General features: G+C 72.6%; 14 protein-coding genes, 1 other RNA gene and 1 pseudogene. 3 read left to right on the forward strand and 13 right to left on the reverse strand.

Annotation, left to right across the window (positions count from 1 at the left end):
- Positions 1–35: 35 nt before the first annotated feature.
- The 6 genes and pseudogenes from ssrA to ftsE form a co-directional block, all read right to left on the reverse strand.
- Positions 36–404: a transfer-messenger RNA gene (gene ssrA / locus ACXKR8_RS18760) on the reverse strand.
- A 179-nt stretch (positions 405–583) separates the two neighbouring features.
- Positions 584–1,069, reverse strand: a complete 486-nt coding sequence (gene smpB / locus ACXKR8_RS18765; RefSeq protein ID WP_458274054.1) for an SsrA-binding protein SmpB — start codon at positions 1,067–1,069, stop codon at positions 584–586.
- Positions 1,070–1,153: 84 nt separating this feature from the next.
- Positions 1,154–1,702, reverse strand: a complete 549-nt coding sequence (locus ACXKR8_RS18770) for a S41 family peptidase (RefSeq protein WP_462100586.1) — start codon at positions 1,700–1,702, stop codon at positions 1,154–1,156.
- 154 nt (positions 1,703–1,856) lie between these two features.
- A pseudogene (locus tag ACXKR8_RS18775) lies at positions 1,857–2,237 on the reverse strand (S41 family peptidase); the annotation flags it as partial.
- Between the two features lie 121 nt (positions 2,238–2,358).
- Positions 2,359–3,318 carry a permease-like cell division protein FtsX gene (gene ftsX / locus ACXKR8_RS18780; protein WP_458274056.1) on the reverse strand — a complete coding sequence of 320 codons (960 nt, stop codon included), beginning with the start codon at positions 3,316–3,318 and terminating at the stop codon, positions 2,359–2,361.
- A 68-nt stretch (positions 3,319–3,386) separates the two neighbouring features.
- Positions 3,387–4,076, reverse strand: coding sequence for a cell division ATP-binding protein FtsE (gene ftsE / locus ACXKR8_RS18785; protein ID WP_380515036.1), 690 nt, complete (start codon positions 4,074–4,076; stop codon positions 3,387–3,389).
- Between the two features lie 395 nt (positions 4,077–4,471).
- Here ftsE and ACXKR8_RS18790 point away from each other — a divergent pair, with 395 nt between their 5' ends.
- On the forward strand, positions 4,472–4,666 hold the full coding sequence (locus ACXKR8_RS18790) for a hypothetical protein (protein WP_458274057.1): 195 nt from the start codon (positions 4,472–4,474) through the stop codon (positions 4,664–4,666).
- A gap of 106 nt (positions 4,667–4,772) precedes the next feature.
- Here ACXKR8_RS18790 and ACXKR8_RS18795 read toward each other — a convergent pair whose 3' ends face one another.
- From ACXKR8_RS18795 to ACXKR8_RS18815, 5 genes are all read right to left on the reverse strand, one after another.
- A complete protein-coding gene (locus ACXKR8_RS18795) occupies positions 4,773–5,327 on the reverse strand; it encodes an LPXTG cell wall anchor domain-containing protein (RefSeq protein WP_458274058.1) in 555 nt (184 codons plus the stop codon).
- A gap of 208 nt (positions 5,328–5,535) precedes the next feature.
- The gene (gene prfB / locus ACXKR8_RS18800; protein WP_458274059.1) at positions 5,536–6,645 is read right to left on the reverse strand and encodes a peptide chain release factor 2; all 1,110 of its coding nucleotides are present in this window, start codon (positions 6,643–6,645) and stop codon (positions 5,536–5,538) included.
- Between the two features lie 71 nt (positions 6,646–6,716).
- Positions 6,717–7,046, reverse strand: coding sequence for a hypothetical protein (locus ACXKR8_RS18805; protein WP_462100587.1), 330 nt, complete (start codon positions 7,044–7,046; stop codon positions 6,717–6,719).
- The gene (locus ACXKR8_RS18810; protein WP_462100588.1) at positions 7,001–8,980 is read right to left on the reverse strand and encodes a serine/threonine-protein kinase; all 1,980 of its coding nucleotides are present in this window, start codon (positions 8,978–8,980) and stop codon (positions 7,001–7,003) included. The genes ACXKR8_RS18805 and ACXKR8_RS18810 overlap by 46 nt, the downstream gene beginning before the upstream one ends.
- A 155-nt stretch (positions 8,981–9,135) precedes the next feature.
- Positions 9,136–10,920 carry a serine/threonine-protein kinase gene (locus ACXKR8_RS18815; RefSeq protein ID WP_458274061.1) on the reverse strand — a complete coding sequence of 595 codons (1,785 nt, stop codon included), beginning with the start codon at positions 10,918–10,920 and terminating at the stop codon, positions 9,136–9,138.
- 226 nt (positions 10,921–11,146) lie between these two features.
- Between ACXKR8_RS18815 and ACXKR8_RS18820 the strand changes: the two genes are divergently transcribed.
- Both ACXKR8_RS18820 and ACXKR8_RS18825 read left to right on the forward strand, forming a co-directional pair.
- Positions 11,147–13,036 (forward strand): FHA domain-containing protein, encoded by a 1,890-nt coding sequence (locus ACXKR8_RS18820; RefSeq protein WP_462100589.1) that lies wholly within the window; start codon positions 11,147–11,149, stop codon positions 13,034–13,036.
- 89 nt (positions 13,037–13,125) lie between these two features.
- Positions 13,126–14,121 (forward strand): FtsK/SpoIIIE domain-containing protein, encoded by a 996-nt coding sequence (locus tag ACXKR8_RS18825; RefSeq protein WP_462100590.1) that lies wholly within the window; start codon positions 13,126–13,128, stop codon positions 14,119–14,121.
- Between the two features lie 22 nt (positions 14,122–14,143).
- On the opposite strand, the gene ACXKR8_RS18830 is transcribed toward ACXKR8_RS18825, so the two are convergent.
- Both ACXKR8_RS18830 and ACXKR8_RS18835 read right to left on the reverse strand, forming a co-directional pair.
- Positions 14,144–15,097 (reverse strand): carbohydrate ABC transporter permease, encoded by a 954-nt coding sequence (locus ACXKR8_RS18830; protein WP_458274063.1) that lies wholly within the window; start codon positions 15,095–15,097, stop codon positions 14,144–14,146.
- Positions 15,094–16,068, reverse strand: a complete 975-nt coding sequence (locus ACXKR8_RS18835) for a carbohydrate ABC transporter permease (protein WP_458274064.1) — start codon at positions 16,066–16,068, stop codon at positions 15,094–15,096. Before ACXKR8_RS18835 ends, ACXKR8_RS18830 begins: the two co-directional genes overlap by 4 nt.
- Between the last annotated feature and the right edge of the window lie 52 nt (positions 16,069–16,120).

Genomic DNA, 16,120 nt, shown 5'->3' on the forward strand with positions numbered 1-16,120 from the left:
CGCCCTCCCGAGGGAGGACGCCGTTCAAGCAGGGGTGGTGGAGGTGGCGGGAATCGAACCCGCGTCCTGTGGTGTGAAACCAGGGCTTCTCCGAGCGCAGACCGCTGTGATTTTCTCGGCCCCGGCAGTCACGCGGACAAGCCGCCGACAGGCCCAGTCACTGTTTGATTTCCCGCCACACCCCGTGACCGGGTGAGACGGTGGAGTTCCCTAGATTATGCCAGGGTCCGGGACGGGAACGCGCCCGGTCTGACACCTTCGGTTACTCGCTCAGGCGGCGAGGGCGAAGGAATCGCGCTTGGAATTGGCGATTATAGTTTGCGACATATGGTTTACGAGATCATTGCCGCTTCCTCGGCTCGCTTCCCCTGGCTCGACATCCCCAGTCGAAACCGATCACCCCCATGTGGGTGCTATGTATTTTTCAAAACACCTGCGCCGGGCACCACGCCCGATTCCGGTGCTGTTCCGCCTGGACCTGGGGGGTCCTGCGCAACACTTGCCATACTACGGCCCCGCCGAGGGCCCGGTCCACCTCATTACCGCCGCGTCGGGCCTGCGAGCAGCCCCGGCTCAGGCCGGGTCAGCCCTGCGCGCGGCGGCGGACCGCCGACAGCACGCGGTCGGTCTCGCGCCGGTCCTGCTTCTCGCGCAGGGTCTGCCGCTTGTCGTGCAGCTTCTTTCCCTGGGCCAGCGCCAGCATCAGCTTCGCCCGGCCGTCCTTGAAGTACAGGGACAGCGGGACCAGGGTGAAGCCGGACTCACGCAGTTTGCTGTCGAGCTTGCGGATCTCCTCCTTGTGCAGGAGCAGCTTGCGCTTGCGCCGGGCGGCGTGGTTCGTCCACGTGCCCTGCGCGTACTCCATGATGTGGACGTTGTGCAGCCAGGCCTCGCCGTTGGTGATCTCGGCGAAGCCGTCGACCAGCGACGCCCTGCCTGCCCGCAGCGACTTGACCTCGGTGCCGGTGAGCACCAGGCCGCACTCGATCTCGTCCAGGATGTTGTAGTCGTGCCGCGCCTTCTTGTTCTGCGCGACGATCTTGCGTCCGGGTTCTTTTACCTTGGCCATGATGGGGGCCATTCTCGCACCTGGGACGGCCACCCAGCACGGAGGTTTACTGGCTGTCGAGCCCGGCCAGGTCGTTCAGCACGGTCATCGCGGTGCGCTCCGCCGCCTGCGGGCCGGCCGACGGGGGACGGTGACGTCCGGGGTGATGCCGGTGCCGTCCAGGTCGTGGCCGTTCGGGGTGCGGTAGTGGCCGACCGTGCGTTCGACCACCGCGCCGCCCGGCAGCGGCAGCGGCTGCTGCACCGCGCCCTTGCCGAAGGTCCGTGAGCCGACCACCACCGCCCGCTGCCGGTCCTGGAGCGCGCCGGTCAGCAGCTCGGCCGCGCTCATCGTCCCGCCGTCCACCAGCACCACCACCGGGACGACGGTGTTGCCGCCGGGCTCCGCGGTGAGCCGGTAGCTGGTGCGGCCGGCCTGGTAGGAGCCGACCGGGCCGCCGTCCAGGAAGCTGGAGGCGGATTGGACCGACTCGTCCAGCAGGCCGCCGGAGTTGCCGCGCAGATCCAGCAGGATGCCCCGGCCCCGGTTGTCCGCGCTCTGGTGCACCGCCGCCTCGACCTGGTCGCCGGTGCCGGTGGTGAACGCGGAGACCACGATCCTGGTGATGCCGGCCGCCGGGTGGTCCACCACCACGTCGTCGGCGTCCAGCAGTTGGCGGTGCAGCAGGACCGTGCGGACCAGCTTCTGCCGCTGCAGGGTGAGGCTGACGCCGGTGCCCGCGAACGGGGCTGGCGCCGCGCAGCAGGGCGACCACCTCGGTGACCGGGAGCCCGGTCACCGCGCGGCCGTCGACGGCCAGCAGCCGCTCGCCGACCCGTACCGACGCCCGTCCGGCGGGGGCGTCGGCGCGGACCTTGGCGACGGTGACCACACCGGCCGGGCTGCGGACCACCCAGAGCCCGACCCCGGCGTAACGCCCGTCCAGGGCCTCGGCCATGACCGCGTACTGCTCCGGGCCGTAGTAGGCGGCCCAGCGGTCGGCGCTGCGCTCGACCCAGCTGCGGGCGGCGGCGTCGCTCAGGGAGCCGCGCGCGGAGGCGGGCACGGGAGCCGGCTGGGGCTGCCCCTCGCTGCCCCAGGCGCCCGCCGCGGCGCCGGTCACCAGCACGGCCCCGAACACCAGGCCGAGGGCCAGTTGGAGGCGGAGATGCGGATAGCTACCGGACATGCTGGCTGAGTCTAGGGGGCGAAGGCCCACCGACCGTGACGAACGCGGCAGAACGCCCCGGACGCAGTACAGCGGCCGGGGCGTTCTTCCTATCTACCAACAAGGATATCTACCAACAGCGTTAGACCCGCAGGTACTTGCGCAGCGTCAGGAAGGCCGCCAGCGAGGACACCACCAGGCCGGCCAGCAGCATCAGCGGCATCACCTGGAACACCGGGCCCCAGCCGATGAAGGTGATCAGCTTGACCTGCTGGCTCAGGATCCGGTCGATGAACAGGTACTTGGCGACCGCCAGCATCGCCGACGCCAGCACCGCGCCGACCACGGCCGCGAACGCCGCCTCCGCGATGAACGGCATCTGCACGTAGTAGTTGGAGGCGCCGACCAGCCGCATGATGCCGGTCTCGCGCTTGCGGCTGAACGCGGACACCCGCACCGTGTTGACGATCAGCAGCACCGTGACGAAGGCCATCACCGCCATGATGATCCAGGCGCCCATCTGCGCGGTGTTGAGCAGGTTGAACAGCGGCTTCAGCACCTCGTTCTGGTCCTGTACCTCCTTCACCCCGGGCTGGCCGCCGACCAGGCCGGAGACGACCTGGTACTTCTGCGGGTCGGTCAGCTTGATCCGGAGCGAGTTCTCGAAGGAGTCGGCGGTCAGCGAGGGGATCAGCGGGTTCTTCGGGTCCTGCTTCTTGAACTCGTCCAGCGCCTGGGCCGGGTCCTCCGTGTAGAATTTCTCGACCAGGCCGGTCTTCTGCAGCTGCGCCCGGACCGAGTCCATCTGGGTCTGGGTGGCCGCGCCCGAGGCGCAGTTGGGCGCCACCGTGCCGACCGCCGCGCCCCCGCCGGGCGTGGCGCTGCCCGCGCTCTGGCCCGCGTCGGCCTTGTTGCAGAAGAAGATCGACACCTCGACCTTGTCGCCCCAGTAGCCGCGCATGTCGCGGACCTGGGCGTTCAGCAGGAGGGCGGCGCCGACCATCGCGAGCGAGAGCGCCACGCTCACGACCACCGCGATGGTCATCGTCAGGTTGCGGCGGAGACCGATGCCGATCTCCGACATGACGAACTGTGCTCGCATGACTTCCTAGCTGTTCTTGACGTCGCCTGGTGCGGACGCCGTGGAGAGAGGGCGGGTGGCCCCGGGCGTCAGTGCTGGTACCCGTACACGCCGCGGGACTGGTCGCGGACCAGGTGGCCCTGGTCCAGCTCGATGACCCGCTTGCGCATCTGGTCGACGATGGCCTGGTCGTGCGTCGCCATCAGCACGGTGGTGCCGGTCCGGTTGATCCGGTCCAGCAGCTTCATGATGCCCACGGAGTTCTGCGGGTCGAGGTTTCCGGTGGGCTCGTCGGCGATCAGCAGCATCGGGCGGTTCACGAAGGCGCGGGCGATGGCCACGCGCTGCTGCTCACCACCGGACAGCTCGCCGGGCATCCGGTCCTGCTTGCCGGCCAGGCCGACCAGTTCGAGGACCTCGGGGACGACCTTGCCGATCACATTGCGGGGCTTGCCGATCACCTCGAGCGCGAAGGCCACGTTCTGGCCGACCGTCTTGTTGGGGAGCAGCCGGAAGTCCTGGAACACCGTGCCCAGCTGGCGCCGCATCTGCGGGACCTTCCAGTTGGACAACTTGGCCAGGTCCTTGCCCAGGACGTGCACCTCACCGGTGCTGGGTCGCTCCTCGCGGAGGATCAGCCGCAGGAAGGTCGACTTGCCCGAGCCGGAGGAACCGACCAGGAAGACGAACTCGCCCTTTTCGATCTCGAGCGAGAGATTGTCCAGTGCGGGACGGTTCTGCTTCGGATAGGTCTTGGAGACGTTGTCGAATCGGATCACGGCTGCATCACGGTCGGCCAGTCTAGGTGTTGAGAGGGGACGCGGATACCGGTTGTTCCGGAACCGTCTTCCCTCCCCGCGGACAGGGACAGGTCTGTCAGTGGAGCCGCGCCATGGGGCGACGCCTGGCTCCCCCGGTTGGCCGACCATACGCGAACCCGACGTGTGCTCGCAGTCACGGGCACGGAAAGGTGGGGGAGTTCACGGACAGACAGCATCAAATCGGAATAAAAATGCGGCAAATCCATAGGATCGTGCCATCATAGTCACTAAGTGTGATCATCCTCGCGGGCGGACAGTTCGGGGAACCCGCCCGGATCGCGTTCGACATGGCACAGTGGAGGGAACCCACCCGGCATGGTGTCTCGTTGGGCAGGTCGAAGGAGGAGATCGATATGACGCTCGACCGTCTGGTGTGCGCCAACTGCGCCGGTCCGGTGGCGGAGGGACGCTGTCCCACCTGCCGCGCCAGTCGACAGCGGTTGCAGGACCAGCGGGGCCTCTTCGCCGGCCTCTCCCCCGCCGCACTGATCGCCCTGCTGGTGGCCCTGCTCGCCTGTGCGCTGATAGCACGGCACGCCTTCGCTTAGAAGTCTTCCCCACCCGTGACAGGTCAGGCCCCCGGAGTCCGCTCCGGGGGCCTGACCTCGTTACCGGTGTCCAGCTGTTACCGGTGTCCAGCTGTGGGGAGCCCGCTCAGACGCCGTGCCGCGGGGCCGCGGTGCGCGGTCCGAAGCGGAACACCAGGCCGCCCGCGAGCAGGGTGAAGCCGCCCGCCAGCAGGAACGGGACGCTGCTGTCGTCGGCGCCGGTCTCGGCGAGGGTCTGCCGGGCCGGGGCCTGGGTCATCCCGCTGCCGCCGGTCTGGCCGCCGCCGGCCGCGGTGCCCGAGGTCCTGGTGGCGCCGGGCGTCGCCGTGACCGGGGCCGAGCCGGTGGTCGGGTCGGCCGGGCCGGTGGTGGTCGGGTCCGCCGGGGTGCTGGTGCCGGGGTCGGCCGGGGCGGTGCTGCCAGGATCGGCCGGGGCGGTGCTGGGGTCCGTGGCCGGGTCGGTGCCGGTGGGGTCGGTGACCGGGTCGGACGCCGCCGCCGAATCCGTCGCCGTCGGCACCTCCGCGTAGGCGCCGGGAACGTCCAGCGGGCCGTTGACGATTTTGCCGGGGGCCAGGGCCGGGGCGGTGACCGCGTTGGCGACGCCGGTGATCATCAGCCCCGCGCCGGACAGTGCCAGCGCCGCTGCGGCGACGCGCACGCCCCGCGAGCGTATGCCGGCGCCCCTCTTCCGGTGTCCGCGACGCAAACTGGCCACAACGGCCCCTCTCACCACTTCGCTTCCTGCCCGTACGGGGCATTGCGGGCCAGCATGGTGAATCGCGCCGCTAAACGTCAACGGCGATCTGTCCGGTTTCAGGGGCAGATCGCCGTTGTTGCTATGAATATTCCGACTGGAGACTTACGCCCTATTCGGCTTTCTCATTCTGCTTGCGCCAGCGGATACCGGCCTCGATGAAGCCGTCCAGATCGCCGTCGAGCACCGCCTGCGGATTGCCCACCTCGTACTGCGTGCGCAGGTCCTTGACCTGCTGGTACGGGTGCAGGACATAGGAGCGCATCTGGTTGCCCCAGGAGTTCCCGGCGTCCTTCAGCGCGTCCATCTCCGCCTTCTCCTCCTGGCGGCGGCGCTCCAGCAGCTTGGCCTGGAGCACGTTCATGGCGCTGGCCTTGTTCTGGATCTGCGAGCGCTCGTTCTGGCAGGAGACCACGATGTTGGTGGGGAGGTGGGTGATCCGGACCGCCGAGTCGGTGGTGTTGACGCCCTGGCCGCCGGGGCCCGAGGAGCGGTAGACGTCCACCCGGAGGTCGCCCTCGTCGATGTCGATGTGGTCGGCCTTCTCCACCACCGGGAGCACCTCGACGCCCGCGAAGGAGGTCTGCCGGCGGCCCTGGTTGTCGAACGGGGAGATCCGGACCAGCCGGTGGGTGCCCTGCTCGACCGAGAGCGTGCCGTAGGCGTAGGGGACCTTGACGCCGAAGGTCGCCGACTTGATGCCGGCCTCCTCCGCGTAGGAGGTGTCGTAGACCTCGGTCGGGTAGCCGTGCCGCTCGGCCCAGCGCAGGTACATCCGCATCAGCCGCTCGGCGAAGTCGGCCGCGTCCACGCCGCCGGCCTCGGCCCTGATGTTGACCAGGGCCTCGCGGGCGTCGTACTCGCCGGAGAGGAGGGTGCGGACCTCCATCTCGTCGATCACCTTGCGGACGCTGGTCAGCTCGGCGTCGGCCTCGGCCCGGGCGTCGGCGTCGGCCTCGTCCTCGGCCAGCTCGAACATGACCGAGAGGTCCTCGATCCGGCTGCGCAGGCCCATCACCTTGCGGAGCTCGCCCTGGAGGTAGGAGAGCTTGCTGGTGACCACCTGGGCGGCCTCGGGGTCGTTCCAGAGGTCGGGCGCGGCGGCCTGCTCCTCGAAGATCGCGATGTCGGCACGGATCCTGTCGAGATCGACCACGGCCTCGATCGACGACATGGTCGTCTCGAGGGACTTGATTGCTTCGGATGGATCGATGGCTGCCACGCGACCAGCCTAATGGTTCCCGCAACGGCTTACCGCCGAGCCCCGCTCACGGCCGGGCCCGGGGCCGCCCTTCAGCGGGTGTGGGCGAACCGCAGGCCGCCGGCGGGGGTGCGCAGGAACAGCCCGACGCCGGTGGCGTCGGTGTAGGCGGCCGGGTCACCGGTCGCGCCGTGCAGCGTGCCCGGCGTCCAGCGCGAGCCCTCGGCGCTGCCGGCCGCCTCCGCGCCGGAGGCGGCGAAGACGTACTGCACCCCGGCCGCGGTCTGCACCGCCTCGGGACGGGCCGCGCCGCCGGAGGCGGTGACCCCGGCCGCGGTGATCCCGGTGACCGGCTGGGCCTGGTACCAGAGGCCGTTCACCGCCTGGGTGCGCAGCACCGGGCCGCCGCTCGCGGGCACCACGAAGGCGTCGATCCGGCCGCCGGCCTCGGCGACCAGGGCAGGCGTGCCGGCGATGCTGCCGGCCGTGGACACCGTGTGCCAGACGCTCCAGGCCCGCTGCCGGGGTACGAGGTGGTGGCCAGCACCGTGCCGATCCGGGCCACCAGGTCGATCCGGTTGCCGTGGACCGCGGCGGCGGGGGCCGAGTCCACCCGGACCTGGCCGTCCAGCTTGCCCCAGGCGCTGGCGGTCCACCGGCCCTGGACCAGGGTGCGCTGGTAGACCAGGCCGTCGGTGCCCCGGACGAACAGCCGCAGCCTGCCGTCCGGCAGGACCACGGCGGCGGGCGCTCCGCTGACCTGTATCCCGGTGAGCTTGCCCCAGCCGCCGAAGGCGGTGGCGCCCCGGGTGAGGTAGCGGACGTAGCCGTCCGCGTCGGTGCCGAAGACATAGGCGGTGTCGCCGACCTCGACCGCCCGCACCGCTCCGACCAGCGGGACCGGCGGCGCCGGGGCCGTGGTCCAGGCCGCCCAGGCGGGCAGCGGAGCGGCGGCGGGCAGCGGGGTCGAGTCGGTCTGCCCGGCCACCGGGGCCTGCGGCAGCCCGGTGGCGGCGGTGGCCGGCGCGGAGGGCACGGGGGTGCGGCCGGTGCTGTCGCTGCTCGGGGTACGGCCGCCGGCCGCGCCGTCGGGGCTGTTGGCGAACGCCTTGTAGGCCCCCAGCGCGCCCGCGGCGACCAGCAGCACCAGCACCCCGGCCAGGATCCGGCGGCGGCGCCGTACCGCCGGGCCCGCGCCGCCGCGCTTGGCGCCGGCGTGGCGGTGGGCGCTGCCCTTCCCGGCCTTGGCGGCCCGCTCCTGCCGCGAGGCCTCGGCGAAGGAGGCCAGCTCCTCACGGCTGGGGCGGCGCAGGCTGGTGTGGGTGTCCCGGCTGGAGTCCGGCTGCGCCCGGGGCACCAGCGGGACGGCGGGGCCGCGGCGGCGCCGGGCCTGGCCGGCGTCCCGGCCGTCCCCGTCCCGGTCGTCCAGGCTGTCGCGGCCGTCCCGGTCGTCGGCGTCGTCCTCGTAGTCGTACTCGGCCAGGTGCGGGGCCGGCGGAGCGTCCGGGTGGCTGACCGTCAGCACCGGCAGCCCGGCCAGTGAAGGCAGCTGCTCGCGCAGCCTGGTCGCCAGCTCGGAGGCGCGCAGCCGGGAGGCCGGGGCCTTGGACAGGCACTGCGCGATTACCTTCCACAGGTCCTCGGGCAGGCCCGGCAGCGGGGCCACGGTCTCGGTCACATGGCGGCGCAGCACCGCCCCGGTGTGGCCGCCGCCGAACGGGGTGAACCCGGCCAGCAGCTCGTACAGCACGGTGGCGAGGGCGTAGATGTCGACCGCGGCGCGCGGTTCCAGGCCCTCGATCACCTCGGGGGCGAGGTAGTCGGGGGTGCCGATGATCCGGGTGGCGCGGGTCCGCCGGGGGGCGTCGACCAGGCGGGCGATGCCGAAGTCGGAGAGCTTGGCGCGGGGGGCTCCGCCGGGCCCGGGCGAGGAGGCCTGGTCGAGCAGGATGTTCTCCGGCTTGACGTCCCGGTGCACGATCCCGGCGGCGTGCGCGACGGCCAGGCCCTCGGCGACGTCGGCGGCGACCGAGACCGCGGCCTGCGGGGTGAGCGGGCCCTCGCGGTCCAGCCGGGAGCGCAGGTCGGAGCCGTGCACCAGCTCCATCACCAGGGCCAGGTCGTCGCCGTCCACGACCAGGTCGTGCACGCCGACCACCCGGGGGTGGTCCAGGCTGGTGAGGGCGGTCCGCTCCTGGACGAAGCGGCCGACCAGGACCTCGTCCGAGGCGAGGTCCTCGCGGAGCAGCTTGATCGCCACCGGCCCCTCCGGGCCCTCGCCGAGCCAGACGGTTCCCGCCGAACCCCGGCCGATCACCTGGTGCGCGGTGTAGCGGCTGCCGATCTTGCGTGCCAAGGCTGCTCCGTGCGCGTAGGGACCTCTGCTGGCGGGCACCGACGCGTCCTGACCAGGTGCCAGCGACCAAAGTACGCGGGTTGGGGCCGCATGGGGGAACCGGACGCGTGTTACTGCAGGTCAGATGTCGACAAAACGTCAATCTCGGGTGCTGTTCAGCCCTTTGGGGTCGGTAGCGGGGGCAGGCTGGGCACGCTGCCGACATCCTTCTTGATCTTGTTCGCGGTGCCGGTGGCGTCGTTCCACCACTGCACCACCTGGTGCCACCAGGACTCCACATGGTGGATCCAGTCCTGGGCCGGGGTGAAGTACCAGACGCAGGCCGCGATCACGGCCAGCACGAGCAGCACCCGGAGGCAGCCGCCACCGGGGATCCGCCGACGCCGGCGCGGCGGCCGGGGCTCGCGCCCCCGCCGCGGTGCGGGCTCCGGAGCGCGCTCCGGCTCACGCCGGGGCGCCGGACGCGGCTGGACGTCCGGCCGCGCCTGGGGTCGCGCCTGCGGCTGCGGGGCCGGCTGCGGCCGCGACTGCGGCCGGGGTTCGGGCTCGACATAGGCCGGCGCCTGGTACTGCGGCGGCTGCGGGGCCGGGCGGTACGGCGGCGGAGCCACCTGCGGCTGGGGCCCCGGCTCGGCCGGGAAGCGGTAGTCGACCCGGGTCTGCTCATTGCGGGTCCTGGCGGCCCGCAGCTGGTTCTCCCACGGGTGCGGGTCCTGCTGGCCGGGACCGCCCTGCTCGGCCTGCTGCCCCTGGCTCTGCCGGCTCTGCTGGGCCTGCTCGCCCTGGAGCACCGGCTGGGTGGTGGTGACGCCCGGCGGCGGCCCGAACTGGCCGTTCGACGGGGGGATCCGCTGGGTGCGCTCGAAGGAGCCCGGCGGTAGCACCTGGGTCGGGTCGGCCGCCCCGAACGGGTAGTCCGCACCGGCCGGGTAGCCCGCACCGGCCGCCACCGCACCGAACACCGTCGGCGCGCCGGGGTCGTAGCGCACCCCGTTCGGCACCGTCGGGTCGTTGCCCGCCACCAGCGGCGGGGCCAGTAGCGCTCCCACCGCCATCGCCGCCTCGATCTGCGCCGAGGAGGCGTGCACCCCGATCCCCGCGGCGACCGTACGCAGCGCGGTGGCCAGGGTGACCGCGCTGGGCCGCCGCGCCGGGTCCTTGCTCAGACAGCGCTCGACCACGTGCCACAGCGGTTCGGGCAGGTTGCGGGGGCGCGGCGGCTCCTGGGAGAGGTGCGCCTGGAGGATCTGCAGCGGTCCGTCGCCGTGGAACGGCGGCTTCCCGGTCAGCAGTTCGTACATCATGATGCCGGCGCCGTAGATGTCCACGGCGGCCGTCTGCTCCCGGCCCTCGGCCGACTCCGGCGCGACGTACGCGGGGGTGCCGACGAACTCATGGGTCCTGGTCAGTCCCGGCGAGTCGGCGAGCCGGGCGATCCCGAAGTCGGTGAGCAGCGGATGCATCCGCTCGGCGCCCTCCGGCGTCCGCACCGTCGACAGCATCACATTGGCCGGCTTGAGGTCGCGGTGGACCACCCCGTCGGCATGGCTGGCGGCCAGCGCGTCGGCGATCTGCGCCATCAGCAGCGCGCCGGCGACCGGGCTGAGCGGGCCGTGCTCGCGCAGGTAGCGGTTCAGGTCGGGGCCTTCGACCAGGTCCATCACCAGGGCCAGCAGCTCGCCCTCGACCACCAGGTCGCGGACCCGGACGATATTGGGGTGGATCAGCCGCAGCAGCACCGAGCGCTCGCGCAGGAAGCGCATCACCACGTCGGGGTCGGCGGCCAACTCCTCCTTGAGCACCTTGATCGCGACATGCTGCGTGCCGGCCGTGCTGTCGCCGCTGTCCGAGCCGTCCCGGATCCGGGCGCGCCAGACCGTCCCGGTGGCGCCGCGTCCCAGCGGCTCCTCCAGCAGGTACTTGCTGCCTACAGGCCGCACCCGTGCGCTCCTCGTTGTCCGTCAGCCCTGGCGCTGCCATCTCGCAGGGCAACCGTCTGCTGGCCAACACTAAGCCCCTACCCGCAGGACGCCCCTCAGGGTGCTGAAAGTTCCCAAGATCACTGGAAAGGGTGGCGGGAGCAACTTGTCGGTGGGGGGTGGGAGGATGCATGCAGCACCGGGGTTGGGGCAGGGCAGGTGCGAAACCGGAAGGGGCCGAGGGACGATGCAGATCCGGCTGAGCGTTCTGGCGGCGCGCGACGGCGCGCCCTCGGCGCGGGCGCAGGCCCGCGGCCGGGTGCCCGCGCAGATCGCGGACGTGCTGGTGACCGCTCCGGCGGGGACGACCCTCGGCGCGGTGGCCGGCGCCCTCGCGGGCGCGGTCGGCGCCCGTCCCGGGCCGCGCGGCGGCCGGTCGGCGGGCCAGGTCCTGATCTTCGCCGGCGACCAGCGGCTGGACGAGCGCTCCGTACTCGGCCACCCCCCGCTGGTGGACGGCGTACTGCTGCGTCTCGACGAGCCCGACCCGGACCGCGTCGCCGGGGCGGAGAGCCCCGACCCGCTGGCCGAGCTGCGGGTGGTCGGCGGCCCCGACGCGGGCGGAATCCACCTGCTGCTGCCCGGCAGGGTGCGGGTCGGCCGCTCGGCCGAGGCCGACGTCCCGCTGGACGACCCCGACGTCTCCCGCTTCCACCTGGCCCTGGACGTCTCCGCCGACGGCCGGATCGCCCTGGCCGACCTGGGCTCCACCAACGGCACCGCGCTGGACGGCGCCCCGGTCGGGGCCGAGCCCTGCCCGGTGCTGCCGGGCGCGTTGATCAACCTGGGCGAGTCGGCCCTGCTGGTCGTCCCCGGCGAACGCCGGGCCCCGTCCCGGCGGACCGACCAGGGCGGCCTGCTGCCGGACGGGCAGGGGCATCTGCAGATCGCCGCCCGCCCCGGTACCGCCGTCCCGCCCGCCCCCAGCACGCCCGGCGGCCCCACCGCCAGCGGCACCGGCAGCTCCCCGCTCGGCAAGCCGCCGGGCGGCCGGGCCAAGGGGCTGCTGGCCCGCGGCGGCGAACGGCTGCTGCGCGGCCGCTCCGGCGCGGCCGGACGGCCCGCCGAGGCCCCCGCCGCCCCGCAGCCCGGCCGGGGCGCGGGCGGCGCCGCACGGCCCGCCACGGGCCAGGGCCCGGCGGAGGGAACGCCCGGCGGCGCGGACCGGGGGGCGACGCCCACGCACGGCGTACGGCTCCCCGCCGCCCGGCCGGCGGCCGCCGTGGACGCCGCCCGCTGGCCCGATCCCGCCGAACTGCTGCACACCGTGCTCGGCCCGGGCCCCCGGCTCTGGGAGCGCGGCCCCGAACACCCCGACGCGCTGGCGCTGCGGCTCGGCAGCGCCGGCCCCGGCGCCGCCCCTGCGGTCCTGGACCTGCGCGCGGCCGGCAGCCTCGGCCTGACCGGACCGCGCGGCCGACTGGCCGGTCTGGCGCGGGCCCTGGTCGCCCAGCTCGCGGCGCTGCACGGCCCCGGCACGCTGGAGCTGGTCCTGGTCGCCGCCGACCCGGCCCGCCCGGCCGAGGCCAGGACCGAGGAGTGGGCCTGGCTGCACTGGCTCCCCCAGCTCCGCCCCACCCGGGGCCAGTCCTGCCGGCTGCTGACCGCCTTCGACCCGGAGCAGGCCCTGGCCCGGCTCACCGAGCTGGAAGCCACCACCACCGCCCGCCCCGGCGGCTTCACCGTCCTGGTGGTCGACGGCGACCCCGGCGGCGCCGAGGCCAGGGCCGCGCTGGGCACCCTGCTGGCGCACGGCCCGGCCAGGGGCGGGGTGCACGTCATCGCCCTGGCCGAGCGCCCCGACCTGCTGCCGCCCGGCTGCGGGGCCACCGCCGCGATCACCGGCGAGGTGGGCACCCTGCTCACCCTCGAACGCCCGCTCCCGCACCAGCTCGGCGCCGCCCCCGGCGGCCTGCACCGGGCCGCCCCGGACCGCGAGCTGGTGGACGGCATCGCCCTGGACGCGGTCTCCGCCGCCTGGGCCGAGCGGCTGGCCCGCGCCCTGGCCCCGCTCCGCGAGCCGGACTGCACCCGCAGGCCCGGCCGCGGCGCACTCCCCGACACCCCCGGCTGCTGAACCTGCTCGGCCTGGACCTGGTCACCCCGGCCAAGCTGTCCGGCCGCTGGTCCGAGCTCCAGGTCGGCAGCGGTACCCTGCCCAGCGCCGTGGTCGGCGCCGACCGCGAGGGCCCCTGCGGGCTGGAACTGACGGACCATCTGCTGATCGGCGGCGCACCCGGCTCCGGCCGCACCGAGCTGCTGCGCGCCCTGCTGGCCGCACTGGCCGTGGCGGAGCGCCCGGACCGGCTCGGCATCATGCTGATCGAGGGCCGCCCCTCCGCCGACCCCGCCGCCGGACTGCGCCCCTGCATCGAACTGCCGCACGTCACCGACTACGTGGACGGCTCGGACGAGCTGCGGCTGCTGTACGCCGCGCAGACCCTGCTGGGCGAGCTGGACCGGCGGGAGCAGCTGCTCCAGGGCCGCTCCTTCGCCTCCTGGCACGCCGAGCGCGCGCTGGCCCGGCTGGCGCCCCCGCGCCGTCCCGCCGACGACTACCCGTCAGGACCGCTGTCGCCCCCGGCGCAGCTCGGCGCCCCCTCCGGGCACCTGATCCTGGACACCGCGCCCCCGGCGCACCTGGTGGTGGCCGTGGACGACCACGACGAGCTGCTGCTGCCGGGCCGGGAGCGGGCCGCGCTGGCGGCGGCGCTGGACGCGGTCGCGCTGCGCGGGCCGCGGCTCGGGGTGCAGCTGGCCGTCAGCACCGGCCGTCCGGACCGCAGCAGCGGCACCGACCTGGACGAGGCCGCGCATCTGCGGATCGCCCTGCGCACCGACGACGCCCGGCTGTCCTCGCTGCTGATCCATGTCGACGACGCCGCCACCGTCCCCGAGGACCGGCCCGGACGCGGCTGGATCCGGCACATCGACGGCGGGGTGACCGCCCTGCAGACCGCCAGGATCAGTGGCCGGATCCCCCGCACCGCGACGCTGCGCCCCACCGTCGCCCCGCTGGACTGGACCGCGATGGGGGATCCGCCGCCGCGCCGCCCGGTCCGCGAGCTGGGCAACGGGCCGACCGACCTGGCGCTGCTGGCCAGCGCTCTGCAGCGGGCCGCCGAGACGCTGGACGCCGTCCCGGTGGCACCGCTGCTGTAGAACCGCTGTAGAGAACTGCTGGTCAGCCCTTGACCGAGCCGGCCAGCAGGCCGCGGACGAAGTAGCGCTGGAGCCCGAAGAACACCCCGAGCGGGATGATGATCGAGATGAACGCCCCGGCGGTCAGGATCTCCCAGTGGTCCCCGAAGGAGCCGGACAGCTGGGCCAGCCTGACCGTCATCGGAGAGACGTCCGCCGTCCCCCCGGTGAAGGTGAGGGCGACCAGCAGGTCGTTCCAGACCCAGAGGAACTGGAAGATCGCGAACGAGGCCAGCGCCGGGGTCGCCAGCGGCAGCACGATCGACCGGAACACCCGGAAGTGGCTGGCCCCGTCCACCCGGGCCGCCTCGATCAGGTCGTTCGGCAGCTGGGCGATGAAGTTGTGCAGCAGGAACACCGCCAGCGGCAACGCGAACATGGTGTGCGAGATCCACACCGGGGCGTAGGTCCCGCCCACCCCGAGGCCGGGGAAGACGGTGACGCTGCCGATGTGCGCGCCGCCGGAGTACAGCTGGAGCAGCGGGACCAGCGCCATCTGCAGCGGGACCACCTGCAGCGCGAAGATCACGAAGAAGATGATGTCGCTGCCCCGGAACCGCACCCAGGCCAGCGCATAGGCGGCCATCGAGGCGAGCGCCAGCGGGAAGATGGTGGCCGGGATGGTGATGGCCAGCGAGTTGACCAGGTACGGCATCAGCCCGTTGTCCACCCCGAAGCCGCCGTTGAACAGCACCTCGTGGTAGTTGGACAGGGTGATCCCGGGGTGCGAGAAGAAGGTCCACCAGCCCGACTGGGCCACGTCCTTCTCCGGTCGCAGCGAGGTCACCAGCAGGCCGAGGGTGGGAACGGTCCACAACACCGTCAGCACGATGACCAGGAAGGAGGCGATCGGGCTGCTGAACGCGCGCCGGACCGCCTTCGCCCCGGCCGGACCGGTCGCCGCCACCGGGGGCGGGTCCTTGACCAGGTTGCTCATCGGTGGGCACGCTCCCTGCGCAACTGGACGATGTTGTAGCCCACCAGGGGCAGCACCGCGATGAAGAGGATCACCGCGAGGGCGCTCCCCCGGCCCCTGCTGAACTGCACGAACGACTGCGAGTACATCTCGTTCGCCAGGACCTGGGTGCCGAAGTTGCCCCCGGTCATGGTGCGGATGATGTCGAACAGCTTCAGCGTCGTGATCATGACCGTGGTGAGCACCACCACCAGGGTGTTCCTGATCATCGGAATGGTGATCTGCTGGAACAGCCGCCAGCCGCTGGCCCCGTCCAGCACCGCCGCCTCGGTGATCTCGTCCGGGATGGCCTTGATCGCGGCGGAGAGGACGACCATGGCGAAGCCGGTCTGCACCCAGACCATGATCGCCATCAGCAGGAAGTTGTTGAGCGGGTGGGAGAGGATCCAGTTCGGCGGGTTGCTGCCGCCCAGCCACAGCCAGATCTGACTGAGCAGCCCGATCTGCGGCTGCGAGGGGTCCCGGTAGTTGTAGACGAACTTCCAGATGATGCTCGCGCCCACGAAGGAGATCGCCATCGGCAGGAAGATCAGCGACTTGTAGAGCGCCTGCCGCTTCAACCGGTCCACCAGCAGCGCCAGCACCAGGCCGAGCACCGTGGTCACCACCGGGGCCACGATGATCCACAGCAGCGTGTTGAGCAGCACCTGCTGCTCGTCGCTGCTGGTGAAGGCCCAGGTGTAGTTGTCGACGCCGAGGAACTTGGTGGCGCCGTCGTTGTAGAGGCTGAGGTAGATGGTCCGGATCGCCGGGATCACCAGGCCGACCGCGAGCAGCAGCAGCGCCGGGCCCAGGAACACCACCGCGGCCAGCGGCTTGGCGATCCGCCCGGACGCCCGCCCGGCCACAAAGAAGATCAGGATCAGGACGGCGAGGAAGACAAGGATGGCACCGGCCGCATTGCCGAACTTGGTCAGCGCGTCAGCCCACATACGTGTGGAGCTCCTCTGGACTGGATGGGGCCGGGGTGGGGCGGCCCCTGAA

It is taken from the genome of Streptacidiphilus sp. PAMC 29251 (genome assembly GCF_054208735.2).